17 protein-coding genes are annotated in these 20,766 nt (G+C 71.6%); 14 read left to right on the forward strand and 3 right to left on the reverse strand.

The annotated features are described in order from the left end of the window. Positions 1-13 precede the first annotated feature (13 nt). Positions 14-2,152 carry a transketolase gene (gene tkt / locus GA0074692_RS02715; RefSeq protein ID WP_091638976.1) on the reverse strand — a complete coding sequence of 713 codons (2,139 nt, stop codon included), beginning with the start codon at positions 2,150-2,152 and terminating at the stop codon, positions 14-16. Positions 2,153-2,441: 289 nt separating this feature from the next. Between tkt and GA0074692_RS02720 the strand changes: the two genes are divergently transcribed. From GA0074692_RS02720 to GA0074692_RS02730, 3 genes are all read left to right on the forward strand, one after another. After that, the gene (locus tag GA0074692_RS02720; protein ID WP_425413323.1) at positions 2,442-3,395 is read left to right on the forward strand and encodes a heme o synthase; all 954 of its coding nucleotides are present in this window, start codon (positions 2,442-2,444) and stop codon (positions 3,393-3,395) included. 183 nt (positions 3,396-3,578) lie between these two features. Next, on the forward strand, positions 3,579-3,914 hold the full coding sequence (locus GA0074692_RS02725; RefSeq protein WP_091638979.1) for a hypothetical protein: 336 nt from the start codon (positions 3,579-3,581) through the stop codon (positions 3,912-3,914). A gap of 14 nt (positions 3,915-3,928) precedes the next feature. Continuing rightward, the gene (locus GA0074692_RS02730; protein ID WP_091638981.1) at positions 3,929-4,843 is read left to right on the forward strand and encodes an ATP-grasp domain-containing protein; all 915 of its coding nucleotides are present in this window, start codon (positions 3,929-3,931) and stop codon (positions 4,841-4,843) included. Positions 4,844-5,096: 253 nt separating this feature from the next. Here the strand turns inward: GA0074692_RS02730 and GA0074692_RS02735 are convergent, their stop codons facing one another. Continuing rightward, complete coding sequence (locus GA0074692_RS02735) at positions 5,097-6,077, reverse strand: COX15/CtaA family protein (protein WP_091638984.1); 981 nt, start codon at positions 6,075-6,077, stop codon at positions 5,097-5,099. 99 nt (positions 6,078-6,176) lie between these two features. Between GA0074692_RS02735 and GA0074692_RS02740 the strand changes: the two genes are divergently transcribed. The 11 genes from GA0074692_RS02740 to GA0074692_RS02790 all read left to right on the forward strand — a co-directional run bounded on the left by GA0074692_RS02740 (position 6,177) and on the right by GA0074692_RS02790 (position 19,043). After that, the gene (locus tag GA0074692_RS02740) at positions 6,177-6,935 is read left to right on the forward strand and encodes a helix-turn-helix transcriptional regulator (protein ID WP_091638986.1); all 759 of its coding nucleotides are present in this window, start codon (positions 6,177-6,179) and stop codon (positions 6,933-6,935) included. After that, a complete protein-coding gene (gene sufB / locus GA0074692_RS02745) occupies positions 6,932-8,362 on the forward strand; it encodes a Fe-S cluster assembly protein SufB (RefSeq protein ID WP_091638988.1) in 1,431 nt (476 codons plus the stop codon). The genes GA0074692_RS02740 and sufB overlap by 4 nt, the downstream gene beginning before the upstream one ends. A gap of 120 nt (positions 8,363-8,482) precedes the next feature. After that, entirely contained in the window at positions 8,483-9,634 is a 1,152-nt protein-coding gene (gene sufD / locus GA0074692_RS02750; RefSeq protein ID WP_091638991.1) for a Fe-S cluster assembly protein SufD, read from the forward strand. Beyond that, entirely contained in the window at positions 9,634-9,960 is a 327-nt protein-coding gene (locus tag GA0074692_RS02755) for a non-heme iron oxygenase ferredoxin subunit (RefSeq protein WP_091638993.1), read from the forward strand. Before sufD ends, GA0074692_RS02755 begins: the two co-directional genes overlap by 1 nt. Then, complete coding sequence (sufC, locus tag GA0074692_RS02760; protein WP_091638996.1) at positions 9,960-10,733, forward strand: Fe-S cluster assembly ATPase SufC; 774 nt, start codon at positions 9,960-9,962, stop codon at positions 10,731-10,733. Before GA0074692_RS02755 ends, sufC begins: the two co-directional genes overlap by 1 nt. A gap of 20 nt (positions 10,734-10,753) precedes the next feature. After that, positions 10,754-12,058: a cysteine desulfurase gene (locus GA0074692_RS02765; RefSeq protein ID WP_091638999.1), complete on the forward strand. Its 1,305-nt coding sequence runs from the start codon at positions 10,754-10,756 to the stop codon at positions 12,056-12,058. Next, positions 12,058-12,531, forward strand: coding sequence for a Fe-S cluster assembly sulfur transfer protein SufU (gene sufU / locus GA0074692_RS02770; RefSeq protein WP_091639001.1), 474 nt, complete (start codon positions 12,058-12,060; stop codon positions 12,529-12,531). Before GA0074692_RS02765 ends, sufU begins: the two co-directional genes overlap by 1 nt. Before the next feature lie 146 nt (positions 12,532-12,677). Further along, the gene (locus GA0074692_RS02775) at positions 12,678-13,079 is read left to right on the forward strand and encodes a metal-sulfur cluster assembly factor (protein WP_091652447.1); all 402 of its coding nucleotides are present in this window, start codon (positions 12,678-12,680) and stop codon (positions 13,077-13,079) included. 467 nt (positions 13,080-13,546) lie between these two features. Continuing rightward, entirely contained in the window at positions 13,547-14,263 is a 717-nt protein-coding gene (locus GA0074692_RS02780; protein WP_091639004.1) for a LysE family transporter, read from the forward strand. A 251-nt stretch (positions 14,264-14,514) separates the two neighbouring features. Next, positions 14,515-18,216: a reprolysin-like metallopeptidase gene (locus GA0074692_RS02785; RefSeq protein WP_245730085.1), complete on the forward strand. Its 3,702-nt coding sequence runs from the start codon at positions 14,515-14,517 to the stop codon at positions 18,214-18,216. Between the two features lie 179 nt (positions 18,217-18,395). Further along, positions 18,396-19,043: an acVLRF1 family peptidyl-tRNA hydrolase gene (locus GA0074692_RS02790; protein WP_091639007.1), complete on the forward strand. Its 648-nt coding sequence runs from the start codon at positions 18,396-18,398 to the stop codon at positions 19,041-19,043. Positions 19,044-19,164: 121 nt separating this feature from the next. Here the strand turns inward: GA0074692_RS02790 and GA0074692_RS02795 are convergent, their stop codons facing one another. Next, positions 19,165-20,466 carry a TolB family protein gene (locus tag GA0074692_RS02795; RefSeq protein ID WP_176738263.1) on the reverse strand — a complete coding sequence of 434 codons (1,302 nt, stop codon included), beginning with the start codon at positions 20,464-20,466 and terminating at the stop codon, positions 19,165-19,167. Positions 20,467-20,766: the final 300 nt, after the last annotated feature.

Consider the following 20,766-nt stretch of genomic DNA (forward strand, 5'->3'; position numbering starts at 1 on the left):
GTTCACGCTCCCCTCAGTTGCCGGTGGTGAAACCGGTGATGTCGCCGATCCGGGTCTGCGCCGCGTGCGCGGCGGCCACGATCCGGTCCGGGGTGAAGCCGAACTGCTCGAAGAGCACCGAGTGCGGGGCGCTCGCCCCGTAGTGCTCCAGGCTGACGCTCTCGCCGCTGTCGCCGACGATGCCACGCCAGGACATCCCGATGCCCGCCTCGACGCTGACCCGGGCCTTCACGCTCCGCGGCAGCACCGACTCGCGGTACGCCTCGTCCTGCGCGAAGAACCACTCCTGGCAGGGCATCGAGACGACCCGGGTGGGGGTGCCCTGCTCCTCCAGCCGCTCCCGGGCGGTCAGGCAGAGCTGCACCTCCGAACCGGTGCCGACCAGGATCACCTGCGGCTTGCCGTTGGACGCCTCGGCCAGCACGTAGCCGCCCTTCGTCACGCCCTCCGCGTCGGCCAGGGTCGACCGGTCCAGCGTCGGCAGCGGCTGCCGGCTCAGCGCCAGCGCGGTCGGCCGGTCGGTGTGCTCCAGCGCCGCCCGCCAGGCCCAGACGGTCTCGTTGGCGTCGGCCGGACGCACCACGTCCAGGCCGGGGATGGCCCGCAGCGCGGTCAGGTGCTCCACCGGCTGGTGGGTCGGGCCGTCCTCGCCGAGACCGATCGAGTCGTGCGTCCAGACGTAGACCACCGGCAGCTTCATCAGCGCGGCGAGCCGCACCGACGGGCGCATGTAGTCGCTGAAGACCAGGAACGTGCCGCCGTACGGGCGGGTGCCGCCGTGCAGCGTGATGCCGTTCAGGATCGCGCCCATGGCGTGCTCACGGATGCCGAAGTGCAGGGTGCGGCCGTACTCGTGGCCGGGGAACTCCTTGGTGGCGTGGCTGCTCGGGACGAAGGACGGCTCGCCCTTCATCGTGGTGTTGTTGCTCTCCGCCAGGTCGGCCGAACCGCCCCACAGCTCCGGCAGCACCGGGGCGAGGGCCTCCAGGACCTTGCCGGACGCGGCCCGGGTGGCGATCCCCTTGGCATCCGCCGGGAAGGTGGGCAGCGCGTCGGCCCAGCCCTGCGGGAGGGTACGAGTGGCCAGCCGCTCGTAGAGGGCCTGGCGCTCCGGGGCGGCCTTCGCCCACCCGTCGAACGCCTTCTGCCACTCCTGCTGCTCCTGCGCGCCCCGGGTGAGCGCGTCCCGGGTGTGGGCGAGCACCTCCTCGCTCACCTCGAAGGTGCGCTCCGGGTCGAAGCCGAGCACCCGCTTGGTGGCGGCCACCTCGTCGGCGCCGAGCGCCGAGCCGTGGATCTTGCCGGTGTTCTGCTTGTTCGGGGCGGGCCAGCCGATGATGGTGCGCAGCGCGATGAACGAGGGGCGGCCGCTCTCCGCCTTCGCGGCGAGCAGCGCGGCGTGCAGGGCCTCGACGTTCTCGTGGTAGTCGCCCTGGTCGGCGTCGCCGCGCCGCCAGTCGACGGTCTGCACGTGCCAGCCGTACGCCTCGTACCGGGCGGCGACGTCCTCGCTCTTGGCGATCCGGGTGTCGTCCTCGATCGAGATCTCGTTGTCGTCGTAGATCAGGGTGAGGTTGCCGAGCTGCTGGTGGCCGGCGAGGGCGCTGGCCTCGTGGCTGATGCCCTCCTCGATGTCGCCGTCCGAGGCGATGCACCAGATGTGGTGGTCGAAGATCGACTTGCCCGGCGCGGCGTCCGGGTCGAACAGGCCCCGCTCCCGCCGGGCGGCCATCGCCATGCCGACCGCGTTGCCCAGGCCCTGCCCGAGCGGGCCGGTGGTGGTCTCCACGCCGGGGGTGTGCCCGTGCTCGGGGTGACCCGGAGTGAGCGAGCCCCACTGGCGCAGCGCCTTCAGGTCGTCCAGCCCGAGCGGGTAGCCGCTGAGGAAGAGCTGGATGTAGAGGGTGAGGCTGGAGTGGCCGCAGGAGAGGACGAAACGGTCCCGGCCGGCCCAGTTCGGGTCGGCGGGGTTGTGCCGCATGACCTTGTTGAAGAGCAGGTACGCGGCGGGGGCGAGGCTCATCGCCGTACCGGGGTGGCCGTTGCCGGATTTCTCCACGGCGTCCATGGCCAGCACTCGGACGGTGTCGACGGCCCGCCGGTCGAGGTCGGACCAGGTCAGGGTTGTCTGTTCGGGTCGGTTGGCAGCCACGATGGTTGTGCTCCTCGGCAGATGGGCGGAACCCTCGGGGATGACCCTATCGAGCGGCCGTAAACCCCTGCCCAGGGATCTCTACATGCGGTTACGTGCCGGTTGACCAGTTCTCCTCCCGGCTGCGGCCGACGTCCCGTTCCGGCCCCGGCGGATGTGATGGCGGGCACGGGGGACGGGGCGGACGGGCTGCGCGGATCACGCCGCGTAGGCTGTCGGTCGGTATGTGCGTGCCGCGAACCGGCCGCCGCTGAGCCGATCTCCTGCCGATGCCGGAAGGTGGCCGTACGTGAGCATGATCACCGAACGCCCCGTCAACAGTCCCGCCGCAGGACCAGCGGCGGAGGTGGCGCCGGAGGCCGGTGCGCGGCGGGACGTGCGGGCGGTGGTCTCGGCGTACGTCACCCTCACCAAGCCCCGGATCGTCGAGCTGCTCCTGGTCACCACGGTGCCGGCGATGATGCTCGCCGCCGGCGGCCTGCCGTCGCTCTGGCTGGTCGCGATCGTGGTGGTCGGCGGCGCCCTCGCCGCGGGCGCGGCCAGCGTGATCAACTGCTACATCGACCGGGACATCGACCAGGTCATGCGGCGGACGAAACGCCGTCCGCTGCCCACCCACACGGTCACCCCGCGCAACGCCCTGGTCTTCGGGCTGGTGCTGGCCGCCGTCTCGGTGGCCCTGATGGCGGTCTTCACCAACTGGCTCGCCACCGCGCTGACCCTGGCCGCCATCGTCTACTACGACCTGGTCTACACGCTGTGGCTGAAGCGGACCACCTCGCAGAACACCTTCTGGGGCGGGGCCTGCGGGGCGGCCCCGGTGCTGATCGGCTGGGCGGCGGTGACCGGTTCGCTCGCCCCGGCGGCGTGGGCCCTCTTCGCGGTGGTCTTCTTCTGGCAGATGCCGCACTTCTACGCGCTGGCCATCAAGTACAAGGCGGACTACGCCCGCGCCGGCATCCCGATGCTGCCGGTGGTCGCCTCCACCCGGCGAGTCAACGGGGAGATCATCGTCTTCACCTGGCTCACCGTGCTGTCCTCGCTGGCGCTCTGGCCGCTCGGGATGAGCCCGATCTACGGCGTGACCGCCCTGGTGGTCGGGGCGGTGTTCATCGTCGAGGCGCACAAGCTGTGCCGGCGTTCCGCCCGGGGCGAGGCGGTCAAGCCGATGCGGCTGTTCCACTGGTCCACCACGTACCTGACCATCCTGGCGGCGGCGGTCGCCCTTGACGCGCTGCTCTGAGCGGCCGCACGCCCGTCGGAAAGTTGTCACCTCTCGGTAACATTTCCGGCCCGGGTATGTCTGGATAAGTCGGACAAATGAGGGCCAATTACCTGTGGTTCTCCTTAAACCTCAGGTAATTGGCATCACAATCAGTTCATCGTTCTCGCGCATCCGGGCGGAAATCTGCTTAGGCTTCGCGTCATGGCAGATGGTTCCGATACGACGCTGACGGCTGATCAGATCGCCTCGGCCCCGGCCCCCAACGGCCTGGTCTCCGGCATCAAGTCGTTCGCCGCCGGCCACGGCGGCGCGACGGCGGTGATCGAGTACGTCGGCAAGCGGGGCGCACGCATCGTGCTGGTGGGCTCCGACGGGGTGTGGGCAGACCAGTTCGCCGAGGGCACCGACATCGCGCGGGAGGCCTGCGCGCTGGCGGGGGTGGCCGTGGAGAACGCCTGGGAACGTGAACTGATGGACCAGATGCGGCCGAGCAACGACCTCTGGCGGTCGATGGCCCGGCGCACCCTGGCCCGATAAATAGAGAGACACCTTTGTCCGACAATCAGCAGTCGACCCGGGGGCGACCCCGGGTCGCTCTCGTCACCTGCACCGACCTGCCCGACCTCGAGCCGGACGACCGGCTCCTGCTGGCCCCGCTAGCTGCCCGGGGCGTACGGGTCGACACCGTCACCTGGGACGACCCGGGCGTGGACTGGCCCGACTACGACCTGGTCGTGCTCCGCTCGACCTGGGACTACATCGCTCGCCGCGACGAGTTCGTCGCCTGGGCGGCGACCGTGCCCCGGCTGGCCAACCCGGCCGACGTGGTCGCCTGGAACACCGACAAGCGATACCTCGACGACCTCTCCGCTGCCGGGGTGCCGACCGTGCCCACCACCTGGATCGCGCCCGGCGCACCCTGGCGGCAGCCGGAGCAGGGCGAGTACGTCGTCAAGCCCGCGGTCGGCGCGGGCAGCCTGGACAGCGGCCGGTACGACCTGGCCGACCCCGACCACCGCCGGCTCGCCGCCGACCACCTGGCCCGGCTCGGCGCAGCGGGCCGAACGGCCATGGTGCAGCCGTACCTGAGCGCGGTCGACACTGCGGGGGAGACCGCGCTGCTGTTCGCCGGTGGACCCACCGGCCCGGTGTTCAGCCACGCGATCCGCAAGGGCGCCATGCTCACCGGCCCGGACCTGCCCACCGGTGAGCTGTTCCGGCCCGAGCGGATCGACCCGCGCACCGCCACACCCGAGCAGTTGGCGGTGGCGGAGAAGACCCTGACGGCGGTGCCCGGCGGATCCGGGCGGCTGCTCTACGCGCGGGTGGACGTGATTCCCGGTCCGGACGGCTCGCCGGTCCTGGTCGAACTGGAACTCACCGAGCCGTCGCTCTTCCTCGGTCACACCGAGGGCGCCGCCGACCGCTTCGCCGACGCGATCGTGGCCCACCTCCGCGCCACCTGATCCCACCCCCGCGCGCCCCCTGCTCCCGCGCCCCCACTCCTCTCCCGCTCCCGCCCTCCGCTGTGGGCGGGCTGGGGTGGTAGCAGGGGTCCCTTGTTACCGCCTTTTGATGAGCAGGGGACCCCTGCAACCACCCCAGCCGCCAGCCGCCAGCCGCCAGCGGGCAGCCGGCAGCGGGTGGGCGAGGACGGCAGGCGGGTGGGCGCGGGTCGGATCCGGGCGGGGCGGATCCGGGCGGGGCGGGGCGAGCGGATCAGCTGTGGGCGGCGCTGACCGGGCGTGCCGGGGCGTCCGTCACTGCCTCGGCGGCCGTCTCCGGAGTGGCGACGGGCCGCCGCTCGCGGGTCGACCACTGCACGGACAGGGTGGCCAGCAGCACCAGGCACGAGCCGAGCATGTGCGCGCCGACCAGCAGGGCCGGCAGGTGGGTGAAGTACTGCACGAAGCCGATCAGGCCCTGGCCGAGTATCACCGCGACCAGCACCAGCGCCGCCCGGGCCGGACCGGTCGCGCCGACCGCCCGGAAGGCGAAGACCAGCGCCACCGAGAGGCCGATCAGCAGGAAGACGCTGTCCGCGTGGACCTGGGAGATCGACTCCGGGTCCAAGCCGTTGCGGGCCGCGCCGTGGTCACCGGCGTGCGGGCCGCTGCCGGTTACCCAGGTCCCGATGACCAGCACGGCCACGCCGACCAGCGTGGTCAGCCGGGCCAGGTGGCGCAGCGGGGCGGCTACCACGGCCACCGTCGGCCCGTCCGGCTCCATCGTCCGCTTCCAGAGCGCGTACGCCGCCGCGATCACCGCCATCGAGGCGAGAAAGTGCAGCCCGACCACCCACGGGTTGAGGTTGGTCAGCACGGTGATTCCGCCGACCACCGCTTGGGCCGGGATGCCCAGGAAGACCGCGACCGCCAGCGGCACCAGGCCGCGCCGCCGGGGCTGGTGCAGCAGCACCGCGAGCAGGGTGGCCAGCGTGATCAGTCCGACCGCGAAGGTGAGCAGCCGGTTGCCGAACTCGATCGCCCCGTGGATGCCCATCTCGGCGGTGGCGGTGTACGACGCGTCCGTGCACCGGGGCCAGGTGGGGCAGCCGAGACCGGAGGCGGTCAACCGGACGGCCCCGCCGGTCACCACGATCCCGACGTTGGCGATGATCGAGGCGAGCGCGAGACGGCGCAGCAGGGTGGCGGAGACCGGGAACCGGGCGGATCGCATCACACCGCGAATCCTACGCACTGTAGTGCTCGGATTCCGGGTGGCCTCCGCCGAGCCGGTGGTTTGGATCACCGGAACAGGGGTTTGCGGGCGTCCAGCGAATTACGTAACGTGGGCGTTGTGAAAAACGCGGCGGCGCTCTCCGGGCAGCGGCCGGCGGCCGGGCCGGCCGCCGGGGCGTCCGCGTCCGCCGCCGACGTCTCCACCCGTGAGCGGGTCACCCAGCTCCTGCTGGAGCGGGGCGCGACCACCGCCGCGCAGCTCGGCGACGCGCTCGGGCTCAGCCCGGCGGCGATCCGCCGCCACCTCGACGCGATGCTCGCCGACGGCGACGTGCTCGCCCGCGAGCAGGCGGTGCGGGGGCACCGGGGGCGCGGCCGTCCGGCCAAGGTCTTCGTGCTCACCGACGCCGGCCGGCTGCGCTGCGGCACCCACCACTACGACAACATGGCCACCGCCGCCCTGCGCTGGATCGCCCGCACCGGCGGCCCGGAGGCGGTCGAGGCGTTCGCCACCGAGCAGGTCGCCGCGCTGGAGCGCCGCTGCCGGACGGCGATGGAGGGCGCCGGGGAGGACCCGCTCGCCCGCGCCGAGGCGCTCGCCGGAGCGTTGACCGCCGAGGGATACGCTGCCAGCGCGTCCACGATTGCCTCCGGCGGCCAGCTTTGTCAGCACCACTGTCCGGTGGCGCACGTGGCCGCCGAGTTCCCCCAACTGTGCGAGGCCGAGACCTCGGTGATTTCCCGTCTGGTCGGTACGCACGTACAGCGTCTGGCCACCATCGCGCACGGCGACGGGGTGTGCACCACGCACATTCCCGGTCAGCCGGGGCGTGTTCCGTCCGGTAACACCGTCACCACTGTGAGGACAGATAGATGACCGAGCAGATCGTCCAGCCCCTGACCCAGGAGGAGCAGCTCGCCGCCCTCGGTCGCTACGAGTACGGCTGGGCCGACCCCGACGTCGCCGGGGCGACCGCCCAGCGGGGCCTCAACGAGGCGGTGGTGCGGGACATCTCGGCCAAGAAGAACGAGCCGGCCTGGATGCTCGACCTGCGGCTGAAGGGCCTGCGGCTGTTCGGCCGCAAGCCGATGCCGGCGTGGGGCGCGGACCTCACCGGGATCGACTTCGACAACATCAAGTACTTCGTCCGCTCCACTGAGAAGCAGGCCACCAGCTGGGAGGAACTGCCCGAGGAGATCAAGAACACCTACGACAGGCTGGGCATCCCCGAGGCCGAGAAGCAGCGGCTGATCGCCGGTGTCGCCGCCCAGTACGAGTCCGAGGTGGTCTACCACAAGATCCGTGAAGACCTGGAGGAGCAGGGTGTCGTCTTCCTCGACACCGACACCGCTCTCAAGGAGCACGAGGACATCTTCAAGGAGTACTTCGGCACGGTGATCCCGGTCGGCGACAACAAGTTCGCCGCGCTGAACACCTCCGTGTGGTCCGGTGGCTCGTTCATCTACGTGCCGAAGGGCGTGCACGTGGAGATCCCGCTCCAGGCGTACTTCCGGATCAACACCGAGAACATGGGCCAGTTCGAGCGGACGCTGATCATCGTCGACGAGGGCGCGTACGTGCACTACGTCGAGGGCTGCACCGCCCCGATCTACTCCTCCGACTCGCTGCACAGCGCGGTCGTCGAGATCATCGTCAAGAAGAACGCCCGCTGCCGCTACACGACCATCCAGAACTGGTCGAACAACGTCTACAACCTGGTCACCAAGCGCGCGGTCTGCCACGAGGGCGCGACCATGGAGTGGATCGACGGCAACATCGGCTCCAAGGTCACCATGAAGTACCCGGCGGTCTACATGACCGGCGAGCACGCCAAGGGCGAGGTGCTCTCGGTGGCGATGGCCGGCGAGGGCCAGCACCAGGACGCCGGGGCCAAGATGGTGCACGCCGCGCCGCACACCAGCAGCACCATCGTGTCGAAGTCGATCGCCCGGGGCGGCGGCCGTACCTCGTACCGGGGTCTGGTGCAGGTCATGGAGGGCGCGCACCACAGCGCGAGCACGGTCAAGTGCGACGCGCTGCTGGTCGACACCATCTCCCGCTCGGACACCTACCCGTACGTCGACATCCGTGAGGACGACGTGTCGATGGGGCACGAGGCGACCGTCTCCAAGGTCAGCGAGGACCAGCTCTTCTACCTGATGAGCCGGGGCCTGAGCGAGGACGAGGCGATGGCGATGATCGTGCGCGGCTTCATCGAGCCGATCGCCAAGGAACTCCCGATGGAGTACGCCCTGGAGCTGAACCGCCTGATCGAGCTGCAGATGGAGGGCGCGGTCGGCTGACGCCGCCCCACCTCCGGGCGGGCGGATGACTTCGCCCCACCCACGGGCGGGCCGGTGCCACCGGTCCGCCCTGCCAGCCCGTGTTGCCCACCGCTGTCGCGAGAACTGACCAAGGAAGAGATGACTACCCAGGCTTCCGCGCCGCCGCCGAGCACCAAGTCGCAGGCGCTGCGCTCGTACGACGTCGCCGACTTCCCCGCCCTCACCGGGCTGGAGGAGGAGTGGCGCTTCACCCCGCTCAAGCGGCTGCGGGGTCTGCTGGACGGGACCGTCACCGACGAGTCCCCGCACTGGCCCGCCTACGACGTCGGCCGCCTGCCGGACGGCGTGACCGTCGGGACGCTGGCCAAGGACGACCCGCGCCGGGGCAGCGTGCTGACCCCGTTCGACCGGGTCAGCGCCCGCGCCTACGGCGAGGCGGACCTCGGCCGGCTGATCCGGGTCGCCCCCCAGGCGGTGGTCCACGAGCCGGTGACGATCACCGTGCAGGGCGGTCCCCGCGACGTGCTCGCCTTCGCGCACACCTTCGTCGAGATCGGCCCGCTGTCGGAGTCGGTCATCGTGGTGGAGCAGGTGGGCAGCGGCACGCTCGGCGAGAACGTCGAGGTGTCCGTCGGGGACGGCGCGAAGCTCACCCTGGTCACCGTCGCCGACTGGGCCGACGACGCGGTCCAGGCGCAGCACCTCAAGATCAAGCTGGGCCGGGACGCCCGGGTGACGCACGTGCAGGTCACCCTCGGCGGCGACCTGGTCCGGCAGTACACCAGCGTGGAGTACGCCGGCCGGGGCGGCGAGGCCGAGCTGTACGGCGTCTACTTCGCCGACTCCGGGCAGCACCTCGAGCACCGGCAGCTGGTCGACCACAGCATCCCGGACTGCCGCAGCAATGTCGGCTACCGGGGCGCGTTGCAGGGCGAGAGCGCCCGTACCGTCTGGGTGGGCGACGTGCTCATCCGCGCCGAGGCGACCGGCACCGACACGTACGAGATCAACCGGAACCTGCTGCTGACCGACGGCGCGCGGGCGGACTCGGTGCCCAACCTGGAGATCGAGACCGGCGAGATTGCCGGCGCCGGCCACGCGAGCGCCACCGGCCGCTTCGACGACGAGCAGCTCTTCTACCTGATGGCCCGGGGCATCCCGGAGGCCGAGGCCCGCCGTCTGGTGGTCCGGGGCTTCTTCGCCGAGATCCTCAACAAGATCCCGGTGGAGGCGCTGCGCGAGCGGCTCGGTGAGGCGATCGAGGCCCGGCTGACCAAGGCCGGCGCCTGATGATCAGGATCTGCTCGACCGAGGACGTGCCCAAGGGCACCGCGATCAGCGCCGACGTGGACGGCACCCAGATCGCCCTCGTGCACGCCGAGGACGGCTCCTTCCACGCCGTCCACGACGAGTGTTCGCACGCCTCGGTGGCCCTCAGCGAGGGCGAGGTGGAGGGCTGCACGCTGGAATGCTGGCTGCACGGTTCGCGTTTCGACCTGCGGACCGGTGCGCCGAGCGGCCTGCCCGCCACCGAACCCGTACCCGTCTATCCCGTCGAAGTCCGCGACGGCGACATCTACGTCAGTCTCACGCCGAGCAATGGAGTGACCCGATAATGAGCACCCTGGAGATCCGCGACCTGAAGGTGTCGGTCAAGCTGCCCGAGGGTGAGCTCAAGCCGATCCTGGCCGGCGTCAACCTGACCGTGAAGTCGGGCGAGACGCACGCCATCATGGGCCCGAACGGCTCCGGCAAGTCGACCCTGGCGTACTCGATCGCCGGTCACCCGAAGTACGAGATCACCGGCGGCACGGTGACCCTCGACGGCGTGGACGTGCTGGAGATGTCCGTCGACGAGCGGGCCCGCGCCGGCCTCTTCCTTGCCATGCAGTACCCGGTCGAGGTGCCCGGCGTCTCGGTGGCGAACTTCCTGCGGACCGCCAAGACCGCCATCGACGGCGCGGCCCCGAAGCTGCGCACCTGGGGCGGCGAGCTGCGCGGCGCGATGGAACGGCTCCAGATGGACCCGGCCTTCGCCCAGCGCAACGTCAACGAGGGCTTCTCCGGCGGTGAGAAGAAGCGGCACGAGATCGTGCAGCTCGAACTGCTCAAGCCGAAGATCGCGGTCCTCGACGAGACCGACTCCGGCCTCGACGTCGACGCGCTCCGCGTGGTCAGCGAGGGGGTCAACCGGGTCCGCGACACCGGTGACACCGGCCTGCTGCTGATCACCCACTACACCCGCATCCTGCGCTACATCAAGCCGGACTTCGTGCACGTCTTCGTGGCCGGACGCATCGTCGAGGAGGGCGGCCCGGAGCTGGCCGACAAGCTCGAGGACGAGGGCTACGAGCGGTACGTCGCCGGGGCCGGCGCGGCGCGGGCCTGAGGAAGGGCCGGTCACCGGAGATGACCACCATCACCATCCCCGCCGGGATGCCGCAGTACGACGACGTGCCCCGCTTCGACGTGGCGAAGGTGCGCGCCGACTTCCCGATCCTGGACCGGGAAATCAACGGGCACCCGCTGGTCTACCTCGACAGCGCCAACACCTCGCACAAGCCGCGCCAGGTGCTCGACGTGCTCGCCGAGCACTACGCGCGGCACAACGCCAACGTGTCCCGTTCGGTGCACACCCTGGGCACCGAGGCCACCGAGGCGTACGAGGGGGCGCGGGCGAAGATCGCCGCGTTCGTCAACGCGCCCAGCGCGGACGAGGTGGTCTTCACCAAGAACTCCACCGAGGCGATCAACCTGGTGGCGTACGCGTTCTCCAACGCCTCGCTGCGCGCGGACGCCGACCCCCGGTTCCGGCTCGGCCCCGGTGACGAGGTGGTGATCTCCGAGATGGAGCACCACTCGAACATCGTTCCGTGGCAGCTGCTCTGCGAGCGGACCGGTGCGACCCTGCGCTGGTTCCCGGTCACCGAGCACGGCCGGCTCGACGACTCCGGCCTGGAGGACCTGGTCAACGAGCGGACGAAACTCGTCTCGCTGGTGCACGTCTCGAACATCCTCGGCACGGTCAACCCCACCTCGCGGATCACCCAGCGGGTCCGCGAGGTGGGCGCCCTGCTGCTCTGGGACTGCTCGCAGTCGGCACCGCACATGCCGCTCGACGTGGTGGACCTCGACGCCGACTTCATCGTCTTCACCGGCCACAAGATGTGCGGCCCGACCGGCATCGGCGTGCTCTGGGGCCGCTCGGAGCTGCTGGCGGCGATGCCGCCGGTGCTCGGCGGCGGCTCGATGATCGAGACGGTGACGATGGCCGGTTCCACGTTCGCCGCGCCGCCGGCCCGGTTCGAGGCGGGCACCCCGCCGATCGCCGAGGCGGTGGCGCTCGGCGCCGCCGTGGACTACCTCACCGGCATCGGCATGCGGGCGATCCAGTGGCACGAGAAGGAGCTGACCGCGTACGCGCTGGACGCCCTGGCGACGGTGCCGGGGTTGCGGGTCTTCGGCCCGGCCGTACCGGTGGGTCGGGGCGGCACCATCTCGTTCGCCCTCGGCGACGTGCACCCGCACGACGTCGGGCAGGTGCTCGACGCCCTCGGGGTGCAGGTGCGGGTCGGCCACCACTGCGCCCGGCCGGTGTGTACCCGGTTCGGGGTGCCGGCGATGACCCGGGCGTCGTTCTACCTCTACACCACCACCGGGGAGATCGACGCCCTGGTGGCGGGCCTGGAGCAGGCACGGAAGGTGTTCGCCTGATGCAGCTCGACCAGCTCTACCAGGAGATCATCCTGGACCACTACAAGCATCCGCACGGTCGTGGCCTGCGCGACCCGCAGGAGCCGGGGGACCGGGTCGCCGAGGCGCACCACGTCAACCCGACCTGCGGGGACGAGGTGACCGTCCGGGTCGCCACCGACGGCACGGTGCTGCACGACATCTCGTACGACGGCATGGGCTGCTCGATCAGCCAGGCGTCCGCGAGCGTGCTGCACGAGCTGTTGACGGGCAGCCAGACCGACGCGGCGTTCACCGTGCACGAGGCGTTCGTCGAGCTGATGTCCGGTCGTGGCCAGGTCACGCCGGACGAGGACGTGCTCGGTGACGGGGTAGCGTTCGCGGGTGTCGCCCGCTACCCCGCCCGGGTCAAGTGCGCGCTGCTGCCGTGGATGGCGTTCAAGGACGCCGCGGCACGCGCGGGGGTGGGCGCGAGCCCGGAGGTGAAGGCATGAGTGCAGAAGAGACCGCGACGGCCACCACGCCGTCGCCCGAAGCGGCCGTGACGCCGCCCGACGGCGCCGCGAAGGCACCGTCCGACCCGGCGGCAAGCTCGTCGGCCGACGCGGCCGCGACGCCGCCGGCCGGGGAGACGGCGACGGTGACGGGGGAGGCCACGCCGGCGGCGGACGGGGAGACCGCGCCGGCGGGGGAGACCTCGACCGCCTCGGCCGGCGGCAAGGCCGCCCTCGCCGACATCGAGGAGGCGATGAAGGACGTCGTCGACCCCGAGCTGGGCATCAACGTGGTCGACCTCGGCCTGGTGTACGGCGTACACGTCGACGACGAGAACGTCGCCACCATCGACATGACGCTGACCTCGGCGGCCTGCCCGCTGACCGACGAGATCGAGGCGCAGTGCCGGCAGGCGCTGACCACCGGCCCGGGTGGCGGGCTGGTCAACGACTTCCGGATCAACTGGGTGTGGATTCCGCCATGGGGGCCGGACAAGATCACCGACGATGGTCGGGAGCAGCTCCGCGCGCTCGGCTTCAACGTCTGACCCGACCACACCACGTCGAGGGTGCCGCCCCGCTTCCGGGGCGGCACCCTCGACGCTTTCCGCCCCCGAGACGGCCGCCCGGGCCGCCCGACCTCGTCCCGGCCCGCCGGCCTGTCCCGGCCGGGCCTGCCCCGTCCCGGTCGGTCGGGCTCGGTCGGTCGGGCTGCCGTTTTGGCGAAATGGGGGTCTCCTCGGCGAGGGATACCGCCACTTCGCCAATAAAGCGACGCGCCCCTGACAGGGCTGCGCGACACGGGGCCGCGCGGCGCGCCCCGGCCGGCCCCGGGTCCGTCCGCTCTGGTTGGTCGGACGCAGGTTGGTAAACCGGTCGCGGGGGCGGGATGGCGGGCGCAGGATGACCGGGTGACCGAGTCGTACCGGAAGTTCGTCGTCCCTGTCGCCGTGGCCACCGCCACGGGTCGACAGCGGTTGCGCCCCGGTCGCGTCCCGGTCCACCGTCCGCCGTCGTGACCGCGTTCCTCGCCGGCCTGGTTGCCGGCTACGGCGTCGCCGTCCCGGTCGGGGCGATCGCCATCCTGGTCCTCGGCCTGACCGCGCGCACCTCGTTCCGGGTGGGGTCCGCCGCCGCGCTCGGCGTCGCCACCGCCGATGGGCTCTACGCAGCCGTCGCCACGCTGGGCGGGGCCGCCGTCGCGGGGCTCGTCGCCCCGGTCGCCGGCCCGCTGCGGCTGGCCGCCGCCGGGGTGCTGCTCGCCCTCGCCGGACACGGCGCGTGGCGGGCGCTGCGCCGACGTACGTCCGAGAGGGCGACACCCGCGGGGCGGGGCCGACCTCGTTCGGAACGTACGTCCGAGACGGCGGCACCATCGCGGCCGGGCCGACCTCGTCCGGATCGACATCGCTTTGGAGGCGCTGCCCGGCGGGGTCTGGACACGCCGACCCGGGCCTTCCTCGGTGTGCTGGCGTTGACCCTGCTCAACCCGGCGACGGTGGTCTACTTCGCGGCGCTGGTCCTCGCCCGGCGGGCCGGACCCGACCCGGTGACCGCCGGACTCTTCGTACTCGGCGCGTTCCTCGCCTCAGCGAGCTGGCAGCTGCTCGTTGCGGCGGGCGGCAGTGTGATCGGACGGGTGCTCACCGGACCCCGGGGCCAGCTGGTCACCGCCCTGACGTCCAGCGCCATCATCGCCGTCCTGGCCGTGGTCACGCTACTCAGTGGCTGACCGCGCCCGTCCCGCCGACCGATCGACCCGGTGGACCACACCCCACCGGGCCGCCCCGCCGGGCCACAGTGGCGTCCGCCGAGGTTGTCCGGAATGGTCGCTGACCAGCGTTCGTGCCAGGACTTCATCCGCTGTTCGGGTGATGTTGGTGCTCTGTCGTCCCCATAGCGTCTCTGGTGAATCATGTGGACCGATGCGCCCTGCTCAGGCGGGTGGCGGGTCCGCCACTCCTCACCGAGCAGGGAGACGACTTGAGGACCAGCCTCGTACGCCATCCGGGGCGCGCGTCGCGCACCGGCCGACCCCGGCGTGGCCGCCTCGCCGGCGCACTGGCGGCCCTGCTGGCCGCGACGGTGCTGCCGGTGCTGACCGGACCCGCCCCGGCCAGCGCGGCCCCGGCACCCGACGGCCCCTGGCACAAGGTGGACGGTAAGCCGGCCGCCAGCAAGAACGGCCGCCAGGCCAGCGTCCACGCCGAACGGCTCGCCGCCTACACCCTGGACCGGGCCGCCCTGAAGAACACCCTCGACCGGGCCCCGCAGGAGCAGGCCCGCGCGTTGCGCCAGGCGCGGCAGGTGATCTCCCTGCCCGCACCGGACGGCAGCTTCCAGCGTTTCGCGCTGGTCGAGTCGCCGGTGATGGAGGCCGGACTGGCCGCCGCCCACCCCGAGATCACCACATACGCGGGCAAGGGCGTGGACGATCCCAGCGCGACCATCCGGGCGGACCTCACCCCGCTCGGCTTCCACGCGTCGGTGCGGTCGTCCGCCGGCGCCTGGTACATCGACCCCTACTACCACCGGGACCAGAGCCTCTACGCCAGCTACTTCGCCCGTGACCTGGTCGACCGGCACGGCGAGTTCGTCGAGCGGGAGGACGTCGAGTCCGCCGCGCACGCGCTGGAGGACGAGGTCGCCGGGGCCCAGGCCGACACCCCGGCCGGGCCGGCGGTGCGGCTGCGCACCTACCGGGTAGCGCTGGTCACCGACCCGTCGTACGCGACCTTCTTCGGCCCGGAGAACGTCACCGCGGCCAAGGTGACGCTGATGAACCGGGTCACCCAGATCTACGAGGACGAGACCGCCATCCGGCTGGTGCTCATCAACGACACCGCGAAGACCAACCTGAACACCCCGGCGCTCGCCACCGAGCCGAACGGCCCGTGCGGCGCGGCGGCCTGCTTCACCCAGGCCCAGGTCACCTCCTGCTCCAGCAGCACGTTGAACCGCAACCGGATCGTGCTCGGCCAGCTCGTCGGCGCGTCCGCCTACGACGTCGGCCACATCGGACTCGGCGTCGCCGGCGGCGGTGTCGCGGGCCTCGGCGTGGTCGGCGGCGACGGCAAGGCACGGGGCTGCACCGGCCTGCCCACCCCGATCGGCGACTTCTTCGCGGTGGACTACGTCGCGCACGAAATCGGCCACCAGTTCGCCGGCAACCACACCTTCAACGGCAACCAGTGGAACTGCTCCGGGGGCAACCGCAGCGCCGCCAACTCGTACGAGCCGGGCAGCGGTTCGTCGATCATGGCGTACGCCGGCATCTGCCAGCAGGACAACCTCCAGCCGCACAGCGACCCGTACTGGTCGCACCGCAGCTACACCGAGATCACCACGTACGTCACCGCGACCCGGCCGATGATCAACGAGGTGCAGACCGTCTCGCTGCGGGACTTCGACACCGACGGGGACTCGTTCACCCTCGGCTACCCGGGCGGCGTCTCGGCGCCGATCGTGCGCGGGGTCAACTACACCACCGCCGGCATCAAGGCCGCCATCGAGGCGAGCGCGGGCTGGCCGGCCGGCGCGACCGTCACCGTGGCCGCCTTCGGGGCCACCGGCCTGCTCAACGACACCGGTTTCCAGGTCACCTTCGGTGGCACCCTGGCCAGCACGAACGTCGCGCCGCTCACCCTGACCGACCCGACCGGGACCGACGGCTTCGTCGGCGAGACCGCGAAGGGCGGGGCCATCGACAACGGCGGCCACGTGGTCGAGGAGACCGCCAACCACGCCCCGGTGGTGACCGTGCCGGACGCCGTCACCATCCCGGTGCGGACGCCGTTCGCGCTGACCGGCAGCGCCACCGACGCCGACGGCGACACCGTGACGTACCTGTGGGAGCAGAACGACCGGGGTGGCCTCGCCGGCACCGCGCTGGTGAACAACACCAAGGTCAACGGCCCGCTGTTCCGGGTGTTCAGCGAGGCGGCGTACGTCTCCCCGACGGACACGCTGAAGTACCACTCGCCGGGTCTGAACGCGGTGACCACCAACTCCACCCGGGTCTTCCCCGACCTGAAGCAGATCGTCGCGGGCAACACCAACGCCGCCACCGGCGCGTGCCCGCCCGCTCCGCCGGCCCCGCCCTCCGGGGGCGCCTCCAACGTGCCGGCCGCGCTGGTCGACTGCTACTCGGAGTTCCTGCCCACCCGGGACTGGGTCGGCTTCGCCGGTGACCGCACCATGCACTTCAAGCTGACCGCCCGGGACCATCGGCTGGGCGGCGGCGGTGTCGGCAGCGCCGACGTCGCGGTCACCCTCGCCCCGAACACCGGTCCGTTCCTGGTCACCTCGCACGCCACCGCCGCCGTCGTCGACGGCGGATCCACGCAGGCCGTGACCTGGGACGTCGCCGGCACCGACGCGGCCCCGATCGGCGTCGACCAGGTACGGATCACCCTCTCCACCGACGGCGGGCTGACCTACCCGCACGTGCTGGCCGCGAGCGTGCCGAACTCCGGCAACGCCACGGTGACCCTGCCCAACGTGGCGGCGGAGCGGGCCCGGATCCGGATCGAGGCGGTCGGGAACATCTTCTTCGACCTGAACGACGCCGACCTGACCATCCGCGCCGTTCCCGTGGTATCCACCGACGTCCCGGCCGGCGGGGTACGCGTCCAGTACAGCGACGCGCTCGCGCCGACCGTGACGGTCACCGCGTCCGACGCCGACAGCACCGGTGCGGCGCTCACCGCGACGGCCACCGGCCTGCCCGCCGGCCTGTCGCTCGCGGTGGCGGCCACCTCCGACGCCGACACCCGCCCCGGCACCCGGAGCTGGACGGTCACCGGCACCACCACGGCGACCCCCGGCGAGTACCCGGTCACGGTGAACGTCACCGACGGCAGCACGCCGGCCGCCAGCACCGCGTTCACCGTCACCGTGCTGCCGGAGGACGCGGAGAGCACCTGGACCGGGGACAGCCTGGTGACCACCACCGCCGGGGCGGCCAGTGGTCGGGCCCTGCTGCGGGTCACCCTGCGGGACAGCGCGGTGCCGGCCGGCGCGTCGGACCGCACCGCCGGTGACGTCCGTACCGCGACGGTGACGTTCACCGCCGGCGGCACGGCGCTCTGCACCGGCGTGGTCACCCCGCTCGACCCGAGCAACGGCACCGCCTCGGCCGCCTGCGAGGCGAGCCTGCCCGCAGGTCGGCACGCGGTGACCGCGACGGTCGGCGGCAACTACACCGGCACCACCGGCGCCCAGGTCACGGTGGCCGCCTCCGACGGGGGCTTCCTCACCGGTGACGGCGGGTTCACCGCCACCGGCTCGGCCGGCACGTACCCGGCCGACCCCCGGTCCCGCGTCGACGTGAAGCTGACGGCCAAGCCGGGGCGTGTCGCCTCCGGTACGGCCGAGGTGGAGTTCGGCTCCGGCGGCCGGCGCTACGAGATCCGTGGCACCGCCGTCGACGGGCTCGGCATCAGCTCGGCCGACGCCACGGCCCGGGTCCGCTACCGGGCCGAACTGGTGGACCTGACCACCGGCGCGGTGGTGGCCGCCGGGTTGACGCTGGAGACGACGGTGACCGACCGGGGCTCCCCCGGTCGTAGGGACACCATCGGGGTAAGTCTCTGGCAGGGCGGTGCGCTGCTCTTCTCGTCCGACTGGACGGGGACGGACACCGCCGGGGTCACGCTGGTGAGCGGCAATCTCACCGTCCACTGACCCGGTCGACGCCCCACGGGGCAGCCTCCCCGGGGCCTGATCGACTCCATATCGCCGAAACGGCGGTGTCCACCGTTTCGGAAAGCGCCACTTCGCCGAAACGGCGGTGTCCACGGCGGGCGGACCCTTCCGGGTCCGCCCGCCGTCGCCTTTCCGGCAGGGTGCCGTACCGTCGAGGGATGACCAGCCGACCCGCCGCCGGAGGTGGCCGCTGGGTCGAGGTCGACCCCGCCCGCATCGCCCGCTGGGTCGAGGGCTTCACCGACCGGCACGGCACCCCCGCCGTCCTCGCGCAGCCGTACGGTCTGCTGCTCACCGCCCCCGACGGCGCCACCGCCGAACTGCACACCCCACCCGGTGTCCCCACCAGCCCGGACGTGGCCGGGTTCGCGGCGGCGGCGTCGACGCCCCGCCGGATCGGTCTGCTCCTGGCCCGCAAGGGCGCGGTGGCCGTCGGGATCGCCGAGGGCAGCGACCTGGTCGTCCACAAGGTCGACACCCGGTACGTGCAGGGCCGCACCGCCGCCGGTGGCTGGTCCCAGCAACGTTTCGCCCGCCGCCGCGACAACCAGGCCAAGGCCGCGCTTGCCGACGCGGTGGAGCTGACGGTACGCCTCCTGCTCCCCGAAGCGGCCACGCTCGCCGCCCTCGTCGCCGGTGGTGACCGCCGCGCCGTCGACACGGTGCTCGCCGACCGCCGCCTCACCCCGCTCGCCGCGCTGCGCGCCGACCGCCTCCTCGACGTCCCCGAACCCCGGTACGCGGTGCTGCTCGCCGCGGCCACCGCCGCCCGAGCCACCCACATCCTCGTCCGCGACCCCGACTGACGGGCGGCTGCGGGGTGGCGTCGGCTCCCGGCTTGGCGCGGGCCGCCCGGTCCTGCGCCCCCGTCACAGTGGTCAGCTCCCAGCGCCAACCGCCCGGCCGCCGCCGAACTGCGGCGGGGGCTCAGTAGCCGCCCCGGTCCCGGACGAAGATGTCGCTGACGTCGTTGGTGTCGTCGGGTACGAGGTTGGTCGCCAGGGAGTGGTACGCGATGTCGCGGCCGTTGGCGCTGATCGCCGGGACTTCGCTATAGCGGTTGGCCTGATAGTCGTTGGTGGAGACGCTGACGCGGCGGGTGCTGCCGGTGACCCGGTCCCGGACGAAGATGTCGCTGACGTCGTTGGTGTCGTCGGGTACGAGGTTGGTCGCCAGGGAGTGGTACGCGACGTAGCGGCCGTCCGCGCTGATCGCCGGGCTTTGGCTGAAGCTGTTGCCCTGGGTACCGCTGGTGGAGACGCTGATTCGGCGGGTGGTGCCGGTGCTCCGGTTCCAGACGAAGACGTCGGTGGCGTTGTTCGTGTCGTCGGGTACGAGGTTCGAGGCGTCCGAGGCGTAACTGACGTAGCGGCCGTCGGCGCTGAGCACCGAGGTGAAGCTGTCGTCGCTGCCCTGGTCGCCGCTGGTGGAGACGCTGATCCGGCGGGTGGCGCCGGTGGTGCGGTCCCAGACGAGGATGTCGGTGAGGTCGCCGTTGGTGTCGTCGGGTACCAGGTTCGAGGCGCCTGAGGTGTAGCTGACGTAGCGTCCGTCGGCGCTGATCGCCGGTTCGAAGCTGTCCCGGTTTCCCTGGTCGCCGGTTGTCGAGACGCTGACACGGCGGGTGGTACCGGTGCTCTGGTCCCGGACGAAGACGTCGTAGGCGCTGTTCGTGTCCCTGGGTACGAGGTTGGTCGCCAAGGAGTGGTAGGCGATGTAACGGCCGTCGGCGCTGATCGCCGGGAGTTCGCTGTAGCGGTTGGCCTGGTATTCGTTGGTGGAGACGCTGACGCGGCTGGTGGCGCCGGTGACGCGGTCCCAGACGAAGACGTCGATTTCGTCGTTGGTGTCGTCGGGTACCAGGTTGTTCGCCAGGGAGTGGTAGGCGAGGTAACGGCCGTCCGCGCTGATCGCCGAAGCCCGGCTGAATTGGTTGGCCTGATTACCGCTGGTGGAAACGCTGACGCGGGTGGTGGTGCCGGTAACCCGGTCCCGGAGGAAGATGTCGCTGACGCCGTTGGTGTCGTCGGGCACGAGATTGGCGGCGTCGGAGTCGAAGGTGACATAGCGGCCGTCGGCGCTGATCGCCGGGTCGTCGCTGCGGTCGTTGCTCTGGTTGCCGGTGGTGGAGACGCTGACCCGGGTGGTGGTGGGCCCGATCGCCGTGGCTGGCGGGGCGGCTGCGACGACCACGACGGCGGTGACGGTCATAGTGAGCCAAATTCGCATAAGTGCCATGTTGGTGCCATCTCTTCAACTCGGACAAAGTGTGCCTTCCAGCGTCGTCCGGTGGAATGAGCGGGGGCAAGGGCACGGAACGGGGGAGTCGCTCGGCTGTCCTCGATCGGACACGCACACCGGCCCGTTAGTACCCAGGCCGTCGTTGCCGTGACGCACGGCGGACTACTGCACGCTGACCGGCCTGGCAATGATCATGTCGAAGCCACCGGGCAGCCGGCACGCGTTGAGCCTCGCGGGCGGTGACTCAAGACGCGTGGCGGAGGCCCTCACGCATCGCAACAGGGCACG

The organism is Micromonospora pallida (assembly GCF_900090325.1).
GTDB classification, from domain to species: Bacteria; Actinomycetota; Actinomycetes; order Mycobacteriales; family Micromonosporaceae; genus Micromonospora; species Micromonospora pallida.